We start from the raw sequence: 15,325 nt of genomic DNA on the forward strand, positions 1-15,325 counted from the left end.
CGTGACACATCTTTCCGGCAAGACTGCGCTTGTGACCGCCGCCGCGCAGGGCATCGGCCGCTCGTCGGTGCTCGCGCTGGCGGCCGCCGGCGCCCGCGTGATCGCGACCGACATCAACGCGGCGGCGCTTGAAGGCCTCGCGAGCGATACCATCACCACGCTTCGGCTCGACGTGCTCGATCCCGCCGCGATCGCCTCGGTGGTCGGCGGCGCGGGCGATATCGACATCCTCTTCAACTGCGCGGGCGTGGTCCATGGCGGCGGGTTGCTCGAGGCGACCGATGCCGATCTCGATTTCGCCTATGAACTCAACGTCAAGGCGATGACGCGGATGTGCCGCGCGGTGCTGCCGGGGATGCTCGCGAAGGGCGATGGCGCAATCATCAACATGGCCTCGGTCGCTTCCAGCGTGAAGGGCGTGCCCAACCGCTTCGTCTACGGCGTTACCAAGGCGGCGGTGATCGGGCTCACCAAGGCGATCGCCGCCGATTATGTCGGCCAGGGCATCCGCTGCAACGCGATCTGCCCGGGCACGGTCGAAACGCCGTCACTCAACGAGCGGCTGGCCGAGCAAGGCGATTACGAGGCCACCCGCGCGGCGTTCGTCGCGCGCCAGCCGATCGGCCGGATCGGCACGCCCGAGGAGATCGCCGATCTCGTCGTCTACCTCGCCGGGGCGACCTATACGACCGGCCAGATCCACAATATCGACGGCGGATGGTCGATATGAAGCGACTGTTGCTCGCGACCGCCGCGCTGATGCTCGCGGCGCCGCTGCCCGTGGCGGCGGATACGGTCGCGCCGGCCGGGCAGCAGCAGTTCGACCGGTTGTGGCTCGGCTCGGCCTGGTATCCCGAGCAATGGCCCGAGGAACGCTGGGCCGAAGACCTGCGGCTGATGAAGGCGCACGGCGCCAACGTCGTGCGGATCGGCGAATTCGCATGGAGCCGGATGGAGCCCACCGAAGGCGCGTATGACATGAGCTGGCTGGTCCGCGCGGTTCGCCTCGCGGCCAAATACGACATCAAGGTCGTGATCGGCACCCCCACCGATACGCCGCCGGCGTGGATGACGCAGAAATATCCCGAGGTGCTGCGCATCGACGGTGACGGCAAGCGGCTCGGCCACGGCGGGCGTCGCCAGTTCTCGATCTCGTCCAAACTGTACCGGCAGTTCAGCCGCGACATCGTGTCGCATATGGCGGACGCGCTGGGGCACGAACCCAACGTCATGGGCTGGCAGATCGGCAACGAATATACCGACGAAAGCTATGATCCCGATGCGCAGGGTGCGTGGGTTGCGTGGCTCAAGCAGCGCTTTGGCACGCTCGACAAGCTCAACGCGGCGTGGACCACCGATTATTGGTCGCAGACCTATAACGCCTGGGATCAGGTGCCCTTCAATACCGAGAAGGGCAATCCGGGGCTGATGCTCGAGCAGAAGCGCTTCATCACCAGCCAATGGGTCGATTTTCAGAAGAACCAGCTCGATGTGCTGCGCGCGCGCGTGGCGCCGTCGCAATTCATCACCACCAATCTGGGCGGGCTCGGCTGGGCCAACAAGTTCGATCGCTACGAAATCAACCGCGATCTCGATTTCACCTCGTGGGACAATTACGTCGGCACCGGCCATTTGCAGGCCTATCGCAACGGCGCCTCGCACGATCTGGTGCGCGGGTGGAAGCGCAAGAATTTCTGGGTGATGGAAATCCAGCCCGGCTTCGTGAACTGGGCGCCGGTCAGCAACATGCTCTATCCCGGCGAGACGCGGGCGATGGCGTGGCAGGCGATCGGGCACGGCTCCGACGGCATCCTTTATTGGCAGTGGCGCAACGCGCTCAACGGGCAGGAGACGCTCCACGGCTCGCTGCTCGGCGCCGATGGCAAGCCGCTGCCGGTCTATGACGAAGTCGTCCAGATCGGGCGCGACATGGCCAAGGCCTCGCCGGTGCTCGCGGGCACGCATCCGGTGTCGCCGGTGGCGATCCTTCAGGATTATCCGAGCCGCTGGGCGATCGATTTCCAGATGCAGCACAAGGATTACGACCAGATCGGAGTGCTGCTCGATTATTACCGGCCGCTCAAGGACGCGCTGGGCGCGGTCGATATCGTCGAGGCGGCCGGGCCGCTAGATCGCTACAAGCTGGTCGTCGCGCCGAGCCTGAACATCATCACCGACGAACAAGCGGCGAAATTCGCCGCTTATGTCAAATCCGGCGGCAACCTCATCCTCGGGCCGCGCTCGGGGATGAAGGACGAGTACAACCGCCTCGATCCGGTCCGGCAGCCGGGGCCGCTCGCCGACTTGCTCGGCGGCCACGTCGAGCAATATTACGCGCTCGACGAAACGGTGGCGGTGGGTGACGGCACGGCGACGATCTGGGCCGAGCGGCTGGCCGCGACCGCGCCCGATACCGAAACAATGCTCACCTACGGCAAGAGCAATGGCTGGCTCGACGGGCGCCCCGCAGTCATCCGCCGCAGCGTCGGCAAGGGCACGATCACCTATGTCGGCGCGCTGGTCGACGACAAGGTGATGAAGCAATTGATCGACGGCGCGCTGACGCACGCCGGGGTGGCGCGCGATTTCGCGATGCCCGAGGACGTCGAACTGATGACCCGCGAGGGCAAGGACCGCCGCGTCTTCATCCTCATCAACCATGGGCGTGAGACCCGCTCGGTCGCGCTGCCGCGGCCGATGGCCGATGTGCTCGGCAAGGGTAAGGTCTCCACGCTGACGCTGGCGCCCGAAGGCGTCGCCGTTCTTTCAGAAAGGGTTTCCGATGCTGCTCGAAAATAAGGTCGTTCTCGTCACCGGCGCGTCGGCGGGGATCGGCCGCGCGGTCGCGATCGGCTGCGCGCGCCACGGCGCCGACGTCGCCATCAATTTCGGCCGTGATACCGCCGGTGCGGCTGCCGCCGTCGCCGCGATCGAGGCACTGGGGCGCAAGGCCGTCGCGATCCAGGGCGATGTTGCCGAGCCAGCGACCGCAACCGCGTTCGTCGAGGGCGCGGTGGCGGCGCTGGGGCGTGTCGACGCGTTCGTCAACAACGCCGGCATCTGCCCGTTCCACGCCTTTCTCGATATGCCCGTCGAGACGTTCGAGCGGACGATGCGCGTCAACATGCACGGCGCCTATTTCATGGTCCAGGCCGCGGCGAACCAGATGGTGAAGCAGGGCGACGGCGGGTCGATCATCGCGATGTCGTCGATCTCGGCGCTGGTCGGCGGCGAATATCAGACGCATTATACGCCGACCAAGGCGGGCGTGCTGTCGCTGATGCAATCGTGCGCGATCGCGCTGGGCAAGCACGGCATCCGCTGCAACGCGCTGCTGCCGGGCACCATCCTGACCGACATCAACAAGGACGATCTCGCGGATACGGACAAGCGAACGTACATGGAAAAGCGGATCCCGCTGGGCCGTCTTGGCGCGCCCGACGATCTGGTCGGCCCCACGGTGTTCCTCGCCTCCGATCTCGCGCGCTATGTCACCGGTGCGTCGATGCTGGTCGACGGCGGCATGTTCGTGAACCTCCAATGAGCAAAGCCGCCTCCACGCTCGACTATCGCACGCTGGCGAAACGGCGGCTGCCGCACTTCCTGTTCGAATATATCGACGGGGGGTCGTATGACGAGGTGACGCTCAAGCGCAACGTCGCCGATCTCCGGGCGGTTGCGCTTCGCCAGCGCGTGCTCACCGATGCCTCGGGGCTCGATCTGTCGACCGAATTGTTCGGGCAGAAAATGGCGCTGCCGGTGGCGCTCGCACCGATCGGCCTCGCCGGCATGAATGCGCGGCGCGGCGAGGTGCAAGCCGCGCGCGCGGCCGAGGCCAAGGGCATCCCCTTCTGCCTGTCGACCGTATCGGCGTGTCCGCTCGACGAAGTGGCGGCGGGCACCACCGAGCCGTTCTGGTTCCAGCTCTACATGATCCGCGATCGCGCGTTCATGCGTACGCTGCTCGCTAAGGCCAAGGCGCTGGGCTGCACCGCGCTGGTGTTCACCGTCGATATGCCGGTGCCGGGTACGCGCTATCGCGATTATCGCTCGGGGCTGGCAGGTGCTGCGGGCATGTTCGGCGCGATGCGGCGGACGTGGCAGGCGGTCAAGCGCCCCGGCTGGGCGTGGGATGTCGGCGTCAACGGTCGTCCGCACAGTCTGGGCAATGTCGCGCCAGTGCTCGGCGAAAAATCGGGGCTGGAGGATTTCTTCGCCTGGATGGGCAACAATTTCGATCCGTCGATCTCGTGGAAGGATCTCGATTTCATCCGCGCCGAATGGGACGGGCCGCTGATCATCAAGGGTATTCTCGATCCTGAGGATGCGCGTGAGGCCGCGGCGATCGGTGCCGATGGCATCATCGTGTCGAACCATGGCGGGCGCCAGCTCGATGGTGTGCTGTCGTCGGCGCAGGCGCTGCCGCCGATCGCCGACGCGGTGGCGGATCGGCTGACGGTGCTGGCCGATGGCGGTATCCGATCGGGGCTTGATGTCGTGCGGATGCTCGCCTTGGGCGCGAAGGGTGTGCTGCTCGGCCGGATCTGGGCCTATGCGCTCGCAGCGCGCGGCGAGGCCGGAGTGACCCATATGCTCAGCTTGATCGAAGCCGAAATGCGCGTTGCGATGACGCTGACCGGCGCCACCAGCATCGCCAAAATCGATCGGACGATTCTGGCCACGCAGCGGCACGGCGGATGAGTCGATGAGGGGTGACGAGCGTCATCGTCGTGTAGCGCCGAGCCGGGGCATGGCTGCGACGCGACCACGATAGATATAATATTACTATTCTAGACACGCCCATCAGGATGGGGCAAAGGGGATGCCGTCGTTCGCTCGTGGAGCCTGCGGCTGCCGACTGAATTGACGCTGGTATAATATGTATATTATATGTCATATAACGCGAAGGGGGAGTTTCCGGTAGTGGCGCTGTCGAAGATCAAGCATGTGCGCGCGTTCACTGTGCGTGGCGGCGGGGCCGACTATCACGACCAGGGCGACGGCCATTGGATCGACGATCACATCGCCACGCCGATGGCGCGCTATCCCGAATATCGCCAGTCGCGGCAGAGCTTCGGCATCAACGTGCTTGGCACGCTGGTGGTCGAGCTCGAGGCTGAGGACGGCACGGTCGGTTTTGCGGTGACCACCGGCGGCGAGCCCGCTGCCTATATCGTCGAAAAGCACCTCTCGCGTTTCCTCGTCGGCCGAAGCCCGGCGGAATATGAGAAGATCTGGGATCAGATGTACTTCTCGACCCAATATTACGGGCGCAAGGGGTTGGTCGTGAACGCCATCTCCGGCGTCGATCTGGCGCTGTGGGATCTGCTCGGGAAATTGCGCGGTGAGCCGGTCTATCACCTGCTCGGCGGCGCGGTGCGCGACGAACTGCAATTCTATGCCACCGGCGCGCGCCCCGATGTCGCCAAGGAGCTTGGGTTCATCGGTGGCAAGCTGCCGCTGCGTCACGGTCCGGCCGAGGGGGTCGAGGGGCTGCACAAGAACGTCGCGGCGCTTGCCGATATGCGCGCGAAGGTCGGCGACGATTTCTGGCTGATGTACGATTGCTGGATGTCGCTCGATCTCGATTATGCGACGCGGCTGGCGACGGCGTGTCACGAGCTTGGTCTCAAGTGGATCGAGGAGCCGCTGAGCCCCGACGATTATTGGGGCTATGCCGATCTGCGCCGCAACGTGCCGCGCGGGATGCTGGTGACCACCGGCGAGCACGAGGCGACCCGCTGGGGCTTCCGCATGTTGCTCGACATGGAATGCGCCGACATCGTCCAGCCCGATATCGGCTGGTGCGGCGGGGTGACCGAGCTGCTCAAGATTTCCGCGCTGGCGGATGCGCGCGGCAAGCTGGTCGTGCCGCATGGTTCGAGCGTGTACAGTTATCATTTCGTCATCACGCGTCACAACTCGCCCTTCGCCGAGTTTCTGATGATGCACCCCGAGGCGACCGAGGTGGTGCAGATGTTCGCCCCCCAGTTGCTCGGCGAGCCGGTGCCCGAAAACGGCCGTATGCGCGTCTCGGCGCTCGACAGGCCGGGCTTCGGGGTCGAGCTCAACCCCGAAATTACGCTTCACCGTCCCTATTCGAATTGAGGAAGTCATGAAGATTTGCCGTTATGGCCCGAAGGGCGCCGAAAAGCCGGGTCTGGTCGACGCTGACGGCCGCATCCGCGACCTTTCCGCGCACGTTGCGGACATTACTCCGGCGGAAATGACGCCCGAAGGCATCGCCAGGCTCAAGGCGATCGATCCGGCCTCGTTGCCGCTGGTCGAGGGCAGCCCGCGCTACGGCGTGCCGGTGAGCGGCATCGGCAAGTTCCTCGCGATCGGCCTCAATTATGCCGACCACGCGCGCGAAGCCGGGCTCGAGCCTCCGCCCGAGCCGATCTTCTTCACCAAGGCGATTTCGTGCCTCGTCGGCCCGAACGACGACGTCATGATTCCGCGCGGCAGCGTCAAGACCGACTGGGAAGTCGAGCTGGGCGTCGTGATCGGCAAGACCTGCCGTTATGTCGAGCAGGCCGATGCGCTCGATCATGTCGCGGGTTATGTGCTCGTCAACGACGTGTCGGAGCGCGCTTTCCAGAAAGAGCTCGGCACGCAGTGGGATAAGGGCAAGGGGGCCGACACCTTTGGTCCGACCGGCCCGTGGCTGGTGACTCCCGACGAGCTGGGCGATTGCCAGGACCTCGACATGTTCCTCGACGTCAACGGCAAGCGGATGCAGACCGGCCACACCAGCACGATGATCTTCCCGGTCGCCGAGTGCATCGCTTACGTCAGCCGCTTCATCACGCTTCATCCGGGCGACCTGCTGATTACCGGCACCCCGCCGGGCGTCGGCGAGGGGCAGAAGCCGACGATGATCTTCCTCAAGCCGGGCGATCAGATGCACCTCGGCATCTCGAAGCTCGGTGAGCAGCGCCAGAACGTGATCGCCTTCGATCTGGAGGCGCTTGCGTGAGCATTTTCGCCAATCGTTTTGCCGGGCGTACTGCGATCATCACCGGCGGGGCCTCGGGCCTCGGCAAGGCCGTTGCCCAGCGGATCGTCGCCGAAGGCGGCACGGTCGCGCTGTGGGACCTCAATCGCGACGCGCTCGTCGCGGCGCGCGACGAGGTGGGCGCGCGTGACATCCAGGCGCTCGACGTCGCCGATCCCGCCGCGGTCGAGGCGGCGGCTGCCGCCAGCGCGTCGGTGCTCGGCAAGGTCGACATTCTCGTCTGCTCGGCCGGCATCACCGGCGCGACGGCGCCGGTGCACGACTATCCGATCGACAGCTGGCAGCGCGTGATCGACATCAACCTCAACGGCCTGTTCTATTGCTGCCGGACGGTGGTGCCGCTGATGTTGGCGAGCGGCTATGGCCGGATCGTCAATCTCGCTTCGGTCGCGGGCAAGGAAGGCAATCCCAACGCCTCGGCCTATTCTGCGTCCAAGGCGGGCGTCATCGGCCTGACCAAGAGCCTCGGCAAGGAGCTGGCGGGTAAGGGCGTGATCGTCAACAGCCTGACGCCGGCGACCTTCGAAAGCCCGATCCTCGCGCAATTGCCGCAGAGCCAGGTCGATTACATGCGTTCGAAGATCCCGATGGGGCGGCTCGGGCTGATCGAAGAAAGTGCCGCCATGGTCTGCTTCATGGCGAGCGAGGAATGCAGCTTCACCACCGCGTCGACCTTCGACACCTCCGGGGGACGGACGACATTCTGACGACGTTGAACAGCTAGGGGCAGCCGCCCGCCAGGAGGCGGCGCCCGCGTAACCGGGAGAGAGTTGAGTGCCGCAGATTCCCTTCGTCGACGCCCATGTCCACTTATGGGATCTGGCGCACATCGCCTATCCGTGGCTGACGCCACCGTTCGCCGATGATGGCCCCAACGGCAGCGTCGAACCGATCGCGCGCACCTATCTGCTCGACGATTATCGCGCCGATGCCGCCCGCTGGAACGTCGTCGGGATGGTGCATATCGACGCCGGGGCACAAGCCTCGGCCGCGCTTGCCGAGACCGAATGGTTGCAGGCGATGCGCGACGCGCGCGGGATGCCGACCGGCATCGTCGCGTTCGCCGCGCTCGATGATCCTAATGTCGATACCCTGCTTGCGGCGCACGCTCGCCACGCCGGGGTTCGCGGCATTCGCCATATCGTCAACTGGCACGCCGATCCGGTGCGGACCTATACGCCGCGCGACGTGACGCAGGATGAGGCGTGGCGGCAGGGCTTTGCCCGGCTCGCGCAGCACGGCCTGTCGTTCGATCTGCAATGCTATCCCGGCCAGATGGGGTCGCTGGCGGCGCTGGTCGCGCGCCACCCCGATGTGCCCGTCATCATCAACCATATGGGGATGGCGGTCGCGAGCGATCCCGCCGGGTTCGACGATTGGCGGCAGGGGATGCGGGCGCTGGCCGCCAACGCGCATGTCGTCACCAAGATTTCGGGGGTCGGTTTCGTCGATCGCCGCTGGACGCTCGAGCAGATCCGCCCGCTCGTGCTCGAGGCGATCGAGATCTTCGGCCCCGATCGCTGCCTGTTCGCCAGCGATTTCCCGACCGACAAATTGTTCGGCAGCTTCGATCGCCATATGGAGGCGTATCACACGATCGTCGCCGATTTCAGCGACGCGGAAAAGCGCGCGATGTTTGCGGGCAATGCCAATCGCGTCTACCGGCTGGGGATCGCGCTTTGAGCGAGAAGGTCGCCTTCAGGATGCGGCTTCGGCCCGGCTGTCTCGAGGCGTATCGCCAGCGCCATGACGCGGTCTGGCCCGACCTTTCCGCTGCGCTGAAGGCGGCGGGCGTGCGCGATTATTCGATCCATCACGACCCCGAAACCGATGCGCTGTTCGCGACGATGTGGCGCGACGACGCGGCTCGCGTCGCGGCGCTGGCCGATAGCGATGTGATGCGCCGCTGGTGGGCCTCGATGGCCCCGTTGATGGTGACCAACCCCGACCTTTCTCCCGAGACCGTGCCGCTCGACACGGTTTTCCACCTCGATTGATCGCAGGAGACCGACCTCATGCCCGGCAACCCGCTCCTCGGCGTCCTGTTCCACTGGATGGGCGGCCTCGCGTCGGCCAGCTTCTACGTGCCCTATCGCGGCATCCGGCGGTGGAGCTGGGAGGTGTTCTGGCTCACCGGCGGCATCTTCTCCTGGGTGTTCGCGCCGTGGATCATGGCCAGCATCCAGACCAACGATCTGTTCGGCGTGATGGGGCAGATCCCCGGCAACGTCGTCGGGTTGTGCATTCTGTTCGGCATCCTCTGGGGTTTCGGCGGGCTCACCTACGGCCTCACCATGCGCTACCTGGGGCTGTCGCTTGGCATGGCGGTGGTGCTGGGGTTGTGCACGGTGTTCGGCACGCTGATTCCGCCGATCGTCCAGGGTGATTTCGCGAGCCACCTGCTCGGCACCACCAGCGGCCTCATCATTCTGCTCGGGCTGGCGATCACGGTCGCGGGGATCGTCGTCGTCGCGATCGCGGGCGCGCGCAAGGATGCGGCGCTTTCGGAGGAACAGAAACTCGCGGCAATCGCCGAGTTCAATTTCAAGAAGGGGATCGCGGTCGCGATCTTCTCGGGCATCATGTCGGCCTGCTTCGCCTTCGGGCTGGCGGCGGGCGAGCCGATCAAGGCGCTCTCTGCCGCTGCGGGCACCGGCCCGCTGTGGACCGGCCTGCCGGCCTTGTGCCTGATCATGTTCGGCGGGCTGCTCACCAACGCCGCGTGGTGCGGCTTCCTGATCGTGCGCAACGGCACCGCGGGTGAGTTCATCGGTCGGCCGGGCAAGGCGCCCGACGCCGATGGCCGCCGTCCGCCACTGCTGCTGAACTACCTGCTCGCCGCGCTGGGCGGGACGCTGTGGTATTTCCAGTTCTTCTTCTACACGATGGGTGAAAGCCAGATGGGGCGCTTCGGCTTCTCGTCCTGGACGCTGCACATGGCCAGCATCATCATCTTCGGCACCTTGTGGGGCTTTGCCTTCAAGGAATGGAAAGACGCCGCCCCGCGTGTGCGCAACACGGTGTGGCTCGGCATCTTCCTGCTGGTCTTCGCCACCATCGTCATCGGTTACGGCAACATGTTGGGAGCGAGTGCATGACCACCCGTCGCGAATTTCTGGCCGGTACCGGCACCGCTGCTGCGCTTGTCGCAATGCCTGCCTGTTCGACCACGCCCGCGCTCGCGGCGGTCGATCTGCGCGCCGAACATACCGTCGGCCTGCTCGGCACCGAGGTCGAGCGTCCGCGCCTGTCGTGGCGGATCGAGGCCAGGGATCGCGGCGTCCGTCAGGTGCGCTACCGCGTCCGCGCGGGCAGCGCCGCGGGCAAGAGTGACCTATGGGACAGCGGCGATGTCGCGTCCGACGCGACCGTCGATATCGCGTGGGACGGCAAGCCGCTGACCTCGATGCAGCGCGTCTGGTGGTCGGTCGAGGTCGAGGACGATCGCGGCACCACCACGACCTCCGCGCCGGCCTGGTTCGAAACCGGGCTGCTGTCGCCCGACGACTGGCGCGCGCAGTGGATCGAAGCCGAAGACCCGCTCGCCAGCGCCGATCGCGCCGCGGGCGTGCGCTGGGTCTGGAGCCCGACCGCGCTCGACAGCCGACCGCACGCCTTCCGGATCGATTTCGACGCCCCCGAAGATCTCGAGCGCGCCGAGATCCTGCTCGCAGGCAAGGACCATATGCGCGGCGTGTGGATCAACGGCGAGCACAAGAACCCCGATGCGCTGCCGCTGGGGCTGGGCTGGGATACGATGCTTCCCTTCTGGGGAACGCTGCTGCCGTTCGAGGGCGATATCCGCCCCGGCCGCAACAGCGTGTGCGCGCTGGTCGAGGCCGAAACCACGGGGTTCTTCCCGGTCGACGGCGGCGCGTTCTCGGCGCTGATCCGGCTCCACCGCAAGGGCGGCGTGATCGATCGTATCGTCAGCGGCCCCGATTGGCGCGTGCGCCCCAACCCGCCCGAGGGCTGGACCGCGCCGACGTTCAACGCCAGTGCCTGGGCGCGCCCGGTGACGAGCGGATCGAACGTCAACAACGATCCCCGCCCGTCCGAGCCCGCGATGCTGTTGCGGACCGATTTCAACACGACCAAGAAGGTGGTCGGCGCGCGGCTCTATGCGACCGCGCTCGGCGCCTATGATGCACGGATCAACGGCGAGCGCGTCTCGGCGGCATTTCTCGCGCCCGAGACGAGCGTCGCGCACAAGCACGTCTTCTATCAGGTCTATGACGTCACCAAGCTGATCCGGAAGGGCGAGAATGCGCTCGGCGTCATCGTCGGCGACGGCTGGTATGCGGGCGCGTTCGGCTGGCGGATGGAACGTTATGGCTTCGGCCCGGCGCCGCGCCGGCTGCGCGCGCAGCTCCGGCTCGATTATGACGACGGCAGCCATGACTGGATCGTCACCGGCCCCGATTGGCGGCTCGGCACGTCGCCGATCGTCAAATCTGACATCTATAATGGCGAGACGATCGACGCACGACTGAACACGCCGGGTTGGGATAGTCCCGCGTTCGATGCCGCGGGCTGGACCCCGGCGACGGTCGGCGCCGCGCCGCCGGTGCGGCTGGTCGCGCAGACCTCGCCGCTGCTCACCGCGAACATGAAGCAGCGCGTGGCCAAGGTCACCGAGCCCGCGCCGGGCCGGTTCGTGTTCGATTTCGGGCAGAATTTCTCGGGCTGGGTACGGCTCAAGGCGCGCGGCGAGGCGGGCACCGAAATCACGCTGCGCTTCGCCGAACTGCTCAACCCCGACGGCACCGTCGATCAGGCCAATCTGCGGCTCGCCGAATGCACCGATCGGTTCATTCTCGCCGGGGACGGCAAGGCTGAGGTGTTCGAGCCGCACTTCACCTATCACGGCTTCCGCTATGTCGAGATCGAGGGCTATCCCGGTGCCCCGACCGCCGACGATATCGAAGGCGTGGTCGTCTACAGCGCGTGCCGCACGACCGGAGAGATGCGGTTCGCCTCGCCCTTGCTCCAGAAGATCTGGCAGAATGCCGAATGGAGCCAGCGCTCCAACTTCTTCTCGGTGCCGACCGATTGCCCGCAGCGCGACGAGCGGATGGGCTGGATGGGCGATATCCAGATCTTCCTCGATGCCGCCGCGTTCAACATGGAGGTCGATCCCTTCATCCGCCGCTTCCTGGTCGAGGCGCGCGCCGCGCAACGCCCCGATGGCGCCTATCCGATCGTGGTGCCGCAGCCGCAATCCTTCCCCGACGTGGTGACGGCGGGCTGGAGCGAGGCGGGGATCATCCTGCCGTGGCAGCTCTGGCAGCGCTACGGCGATACCGAAGCGATCGAGGAAAACTGGGCGGCGATGGAAGGCTGGATGGCCTATGTCGCGCGCAGCAACCCCGATCATATCTGGCGCAACGATCGTGGCCTCGATCTCGGCGACTGGCTCTCGGTCGATGCGATCAAGCCCGATGACGAGACGACGCCGCGCGTGCTGTGCGCCACCGCTTACTGGGCATGGTGCGCCGAATTGATGGCCGAGATGGCGCGCGCCACCGATCGCGAGGCGGATGCGACGCGCTACACCGAACTGCACGCCAAGATCGTCGCGGCGGCGCAGAAGGAACTGGTCAAGCCTGACGGCACCGCCGGCAACGGCAGCCAGACCAGCCAGGTGCTCGCGCTCCATTGCGGCCTCGTGCCGCAGGCGGCGCGCGCTGCCGCCGCCGAGGTGCTCGCCGCCGATATTCGCAAGCGCGGCATGAAGCTGTCGACGGGCTTCCTCGGCACGCCCTATCTGCTCGACGTGCTGGCCGACAACGGCCGGCTCGAAGAAGTCAGCGGGCTATTGCTCCAGACCGGCTATCCGAGCTGGGGCTATATGCCGGTCAAGGGCGCGACCACGGTGTGGGAACGCTGGAACGGCGATGTCGGCGACGTCGCGATGAACAGCTACAACCATTATGCGCTCGGCGCGGTGGTTGGCTTCTTCTACCGCCGTCTGGCCGGGATCGCCCCGGCGGCCCCCGGTTTCCGCCGCATCGCCATTCGTCCGATCTGGCTGCCCAAGGTCGGCAAGGTTTCGGCGACATACGAATCGTGTGTCGGCACGATCGCGACCGAGGTCGATGGCGATGCCGGTGGCGTGTCCAGCCTGACGCTCTCGATTCCGGCCAATACGGTCGCCGAAGTCGAACTGCCCGCGCGCACCTGGCGCGAGGGTGGCCGGGCGATCGACGATCATCCCGATGTCCGCAATCTTGCCCGTGCCGGGGATCTCGTTCGTTTCGAGGTCGGCGCGGGACGCTACGTCTTTACGATTTGATTCTGGGAGAATTCGACCCGTGCCCACACTTGGACTGATCCATAATTCACCGATGCTTGCGCCGGTGTTCAACGAGATCGCCGCACGGGTCATGCCCGACGTGCGCATCCTCCACTTCGTCGACGAAAGCACGATCAAGAATACGATCGCGGCGGGTCGGCTCGAAAAGGCGACGATGCGGCAGGTTATCCGGCTGGTCGGCTCGACCTTCGATGCCGGCTGCGACGCCGCGCTCGTCACCTGCTCGTCGATCGGCGCGGCAGTGGATATCGCCGCGGAGCTTTACGATCAGCCCGTGCTGCGGGTCGATCGCGCGATGGCCGAAAAGGCGGTCGCGAGCGGCAGCCGGATCGGGGTCGTCGCAACGCTGTCGACCACGCTCAACCCGACCGCCGATCTCGTCCGCCGGGTCGCGGCCGAGCAGGGCAAGCAGATCGAGATCGTCGAGCATCTGTGCGAAGGCGCGTTCGAGGCGGTGATGGCGGGCGACGGTGCCACGCATGACCGCATCGTCGGCGAAGGGCTGACGCAGGGCATGAAGGGGGTCGATGCGATCGTTCTCGCGCAGGCGTCGATGGCGCGCGTGGTGGCGACGCTGCCCGACGGTGCGGTGGGCGCACCGGTCTATTCGAGCCCCGAACTCGGCATGGAGCGGGCACGCGACGTGCTCGCCGGACTCGTCAAGTGATGAAGAAGCGCCATGCCGTCGTCGGCATTCTCGCGGTCCTCTCGGTCATTACCTTCCTCGATCGCATGGCGATCGCGGTTACCGGCCCCGCGATCCAGGAGGAGCTGGCGATCACCCCCGAGCAATGGGGCTGGGTGCTCGGCGCCTATGTGATCGCTTACGCCGTGTTCGAAGTGCCGTCGGGCGCGATGGGCGATCGCCACGGCTATCGCAAGGAATTGACGCGGATCACGATCTGGTGGTCGTTCTTCACCGCGATCACGGCCGTGTGCCGGAATTTCTGGCAGCTTGCGGGCGCGCGCTTCATGTTCGGGCTGGGTGCCGCGGGCGCCTATCCCAACATCACCGGCGTGCTCTATCGCTGGCTGCCGGCGCGTGAGCGCGCGCGGGGGCAGGGGACGATCTGGGCGGCAAGCCGGTTCGGGGGCGCGCTTGCGCCGCTGCTGCTGGTGCCGCTTGAAGCCGTATTCGGCTGGCGCGTGGTGTTCGTCGCGCTCGGTATTGTCGGTCTGGTCTGGGCGCTGATCTGGCGTTTCTGGTACCATGATCGCCCGGCCGATCAGCCGGGGATCACGCCCGAAGAGGTCGCCGAGATCGGCGATGACGCCCATGGCGGGCACAGCGGCACGCCGTGGCGCAAGCTGCTCGCGCTGCCGCAACTCTGGCTGATCGCCGCCGCCTATTTCTTCTATGCGTTCGGCGCGTGGTTCTTTTTCAACTGGTTCCCGATCTGGATGGTGCAGAGCGCGGGCTTCACCATTGCCGAAATGGGCCTGTACGGCTCGATCCCCTTCCTGCTCGGCGTGCTCGGTAATATCGTCGGTGGCGTGCTGTGCGACCGGACGGCGCAGCGGATCGGCGTGCGGCGTGCCTATAGCCTGATCGCGTTCTTCTGCCTGACGATCACCGCGGCGCTGCTAGTGGCGATGAGCGTGGTCGATAACCGGTTTGCGATCGTGTTGCTTGCCGGCGCGGCGTTCGGCGTCATGGATCTGATGCTGCCTGCGGCCTGGGCGATGTGCATGGCGATCGGCGGCCGTTTTGGCGGCACCGCGAGCGGCGTGATGAACACCGCCGGTAATTTCGGCGGTTTCATCTGCACCGTGGCGATCGGCTATATCCTCGCGGCCACCGGCAATTTCGATCTGCCGTTGCAGGGGGTTGCGGCGATGGTGTTCATCGCAGCCGTCCTGTTCGTGCTGATCGATTGCACCAAGGGGCTCGACGACAAGCTCGCGCCGCTCGTCGCCCCGGCAGCGGCCTGAACCGCAATGTCCGTCGCGTCGGCAGGTCCGGCGCGACGGACAACCGGGCAGCACCGAAA

At 66.0% G+C, this 15,325-nt stretch carries 13 protein-coding genes; all 13 read left to right on the forward strand.

Translation table 11 applies throughout. The features are described 5' to 3' along the window. The first annotated feature begins 1 nt into the window (after window position 1). The 13 genes from NFE57_RS06100 to NFE57_RS06160 all read left to right on the forward strand — a co-directional run bounded on the left by NFE57_RS06100 (window position 2) and on the right by NFE57_RS06160 (window position 15,266). On the forward strand, window positions 2-730 hold the full coding sequence (locus NFE57_RS06100) for an SDR family oxidoreductase (protein ID WP_353653871.1): 729 nt from the start codon (window positions 2-4) through the stop codon (window positions 728-730). Beyond that, on the forward strand, window positions 727-2,799 hold the full coding sequence (locus NFE57_RS06105) for a beta-galactosidase (protein ID WP_252134687.1): 2,073 nt from the start codon (window positions 727-729) through the stop codon (window positions 2,797-2,799). The genes NFE57_RS06100 and NFE57_RS06105 overlap by 4 nt, the downstream gene beginning before the upstream one ends. After that, window positions 2,783-3,544, forward strand: a complete 762-nt coding sequence (lra1, locus tag NFE57_RS06110) for an L-rhamnose 1-dehydrogenase Lra1 (RefSeq protein WP_252134688.1) — start codon at window positions 2,783-2,785, stop codon at window positions 3,542-3,544. The genes NFE57_RS06105 and lra1 overlap by 17 nt, the downstream gene beginning before the upstream one ends. After that, complete coding sequence (gene lldD / locus NFE57_RS06115; protein WP_252134689.1) at window positions 3,541-4,701, forward strand: FMN-dependent L-lactate dehydrogenase LldD; 1,161 nt, start codon at window positions 3,541-3,543, stop codon at window positions 4,699-4,701. The genes lra1 and lldD overlap by 4 nt, the downstream gene beginning before the upstream one ends. 189 nt (window positions 4,702-4,890) lie before the next feature. Continuing rightward, window positions 4,891-6,108, forward strand: coding sequence for an L-rhamnonate dehydratase (gene rhmD, locus NFE57_RS06120; protein WP_252134690.1), 1,218 nt, complete (start codon window positions 4,891-4,893; stop codon window positions 6,106-6,108). 7 nt (window positions 6,109-6,115) lie between these two features. Then, the gene (locus NFE57_RS06125) at window positions 6,116-6,979 is read left to right on the forward strand and encodes a 2,4-didehydro-3-deoxy-L-rhamnonate hydrolase (RefSeq protein WP_252134691.1); all 864 of its coding nucleotides are present in this window, start codon (window positions 6,116-6,118) and stop codon (window positions 6,977-6,979) included. Then, complete coding sequence (locus NFE57_RS06130) at window positions 6,976-7,725, forward strand: SDR family NAD(P)-dependent oxidoreductase (protein ID WP_252134692.1); 750 nt, start codon at window positions 6,976-6,978, stop codon at window positions 7,723-7,725. Before NFE57_RS06125 ends, NFE57_RS06130 begins: the two co-directional genes overlap by 4 nt. A 67-nt stretch (window positions 7,726-7,792) precedes the next feature. Further along, complete coding sequence (locus NFE57_RS06135) at window positions 7,793-8,701, forward strand: amidohydrolase family protein (RefSeq protein WP_252134693.1); 909 nt, start codon at window positions 7,793-7,795, stop codon at window positions 8,699-8,701. After that, window positions 8,698-9,015: an L-rhamnose mutarotase gene (locus NFE57_RS06140; protein WP_252134694.1), complete on the forward strand. Its 318-nt coding sequence runs from the start codon at window positions 8,698-8,700 to the stop codon at window positions 9,013-9,015. The genes NFE57_RS06135 and NFE57_RS06140 overlap by 4 nt, the downstream gene beginning before the upstream one ends. Window positions 9,016-9,033: 18 nt before the next feature. Then, a complete protein-coding gene (gene rhaT / locus NFE57_RS06145; protein WP_252134695.1) occupies window positions 9,034-10,116 on the forward strand; it encodes an L-rhamnose/proton symporter RhaT in 1,083 nt (360 codons plus the stop codon). Continuing rightward, window positions 10,113-13,313: an alpha-L-rhamnosidase gene (locus NFE57_RS06150; protein ID WP_252134696.1), complete on the forward strand. Its 3,201-nt coding sequence runs from the start codon at window positions 10,113-10,115 to the stop codon at window positions 13,311-13,313. Before rhaT ends, NFE57_RS06150 begins: the two co-directional genes overlap by 4 nt. A gap of 19 nt (window positions 13,314-13,332) precedes the next feature. Continuing rightward, window positions 13,333-14,001: an aspartate/glutamate racemase family protein gene (locus tag NFE57_RS06155; protein ID WP_252134697.1), complete on the forward strand. Its 669-nt coding sequence runs from the start codon at window positions 13,333-13,335 to the stop codon at window positions 13,999-14,001. After that, window positions 14,001-15,266, forward strand: coding sequence for an MFS transporter (locus tag NFE57_RS06160; RefSeq protein ID WP_252134698.1), 1,266 nt, complete (start codon window positions 14,001-14,003; stop codon window positions 15,264-15,266). Before NFE57_RS06155 ends, NFE57_RS06160 begins: the two co-directional genes overlap by 1 nt. Window positions 15,267-15,325 lie beyond the last annotated feature (59 nt).

Source organism: Hephaestia sp. MAHUQ-44 (assembly GCF_023806085.1).
Taxonomy (GTDB): domain Bacteria; phylum Pseudomonadota; class Alphaproteobacteria; order Sphingomonadales; family Sphingomonadaceae; genus Sphingomonas.

Bases quoted from the DNA above. Each gene is read 5' to 3' on its own strand.
- NFE57_RS06105 (WP_252134687.1), top strand. From the start codon at position 727: ATGAAGCGACTGTTGCTCGCGACCGCCGCGCTGATGCTCGCGGCGCCG.
- lra1 (WP_252134688.1), top strand. From the start codon at position 2,783: ATGCTGCTCGAAAATAAGGTCGTTCTCGTCACCGGCGCGTCGGCGGGG.
- rhmD (WP_252134690.1), top strand. From the start codon at position 4,891: ATGTCATATAACGCGAAGGGGGAGTTTCCGGTAGTGGCGCTGTCGAAG.
- NFE57_RS06125 (WP_252134691.1), top strand. From the start codon at position 6,116: ATGAAGATTTGCCGTTATGGCCCGAAGGGCGCCGAAAAGCCGGGTCTG.
- NFE57_RS06160 (WP_252134698.1), top strand. From the start codon at position 14,001: ATGAAGAAGCGCCATGCCGTCGTCGGCATTCTCGCGGTCCTCTCGGTC.
- lldD (WP_252134689.1), top strand. From the start codon at position 3,541: ATGAGCAAAGCCGCCTCCACGCTCGACTATCGCACGCTGGCGAAACGG.
- rhaT (WP_252134695.1), top strand. From the start codon at position 9,034: ATGCCCGGCAACCCGCTCCTCGGCGTCCTGTTCCACTGGATGGGCGGC.
- NFE57_RS06150 (WP_252134696.1), top strand. From the start codon at position 10,113: ATGACCACCCGTCGCGAATTTCTGGCCGGTACCGGCACCGCTGCTGCG.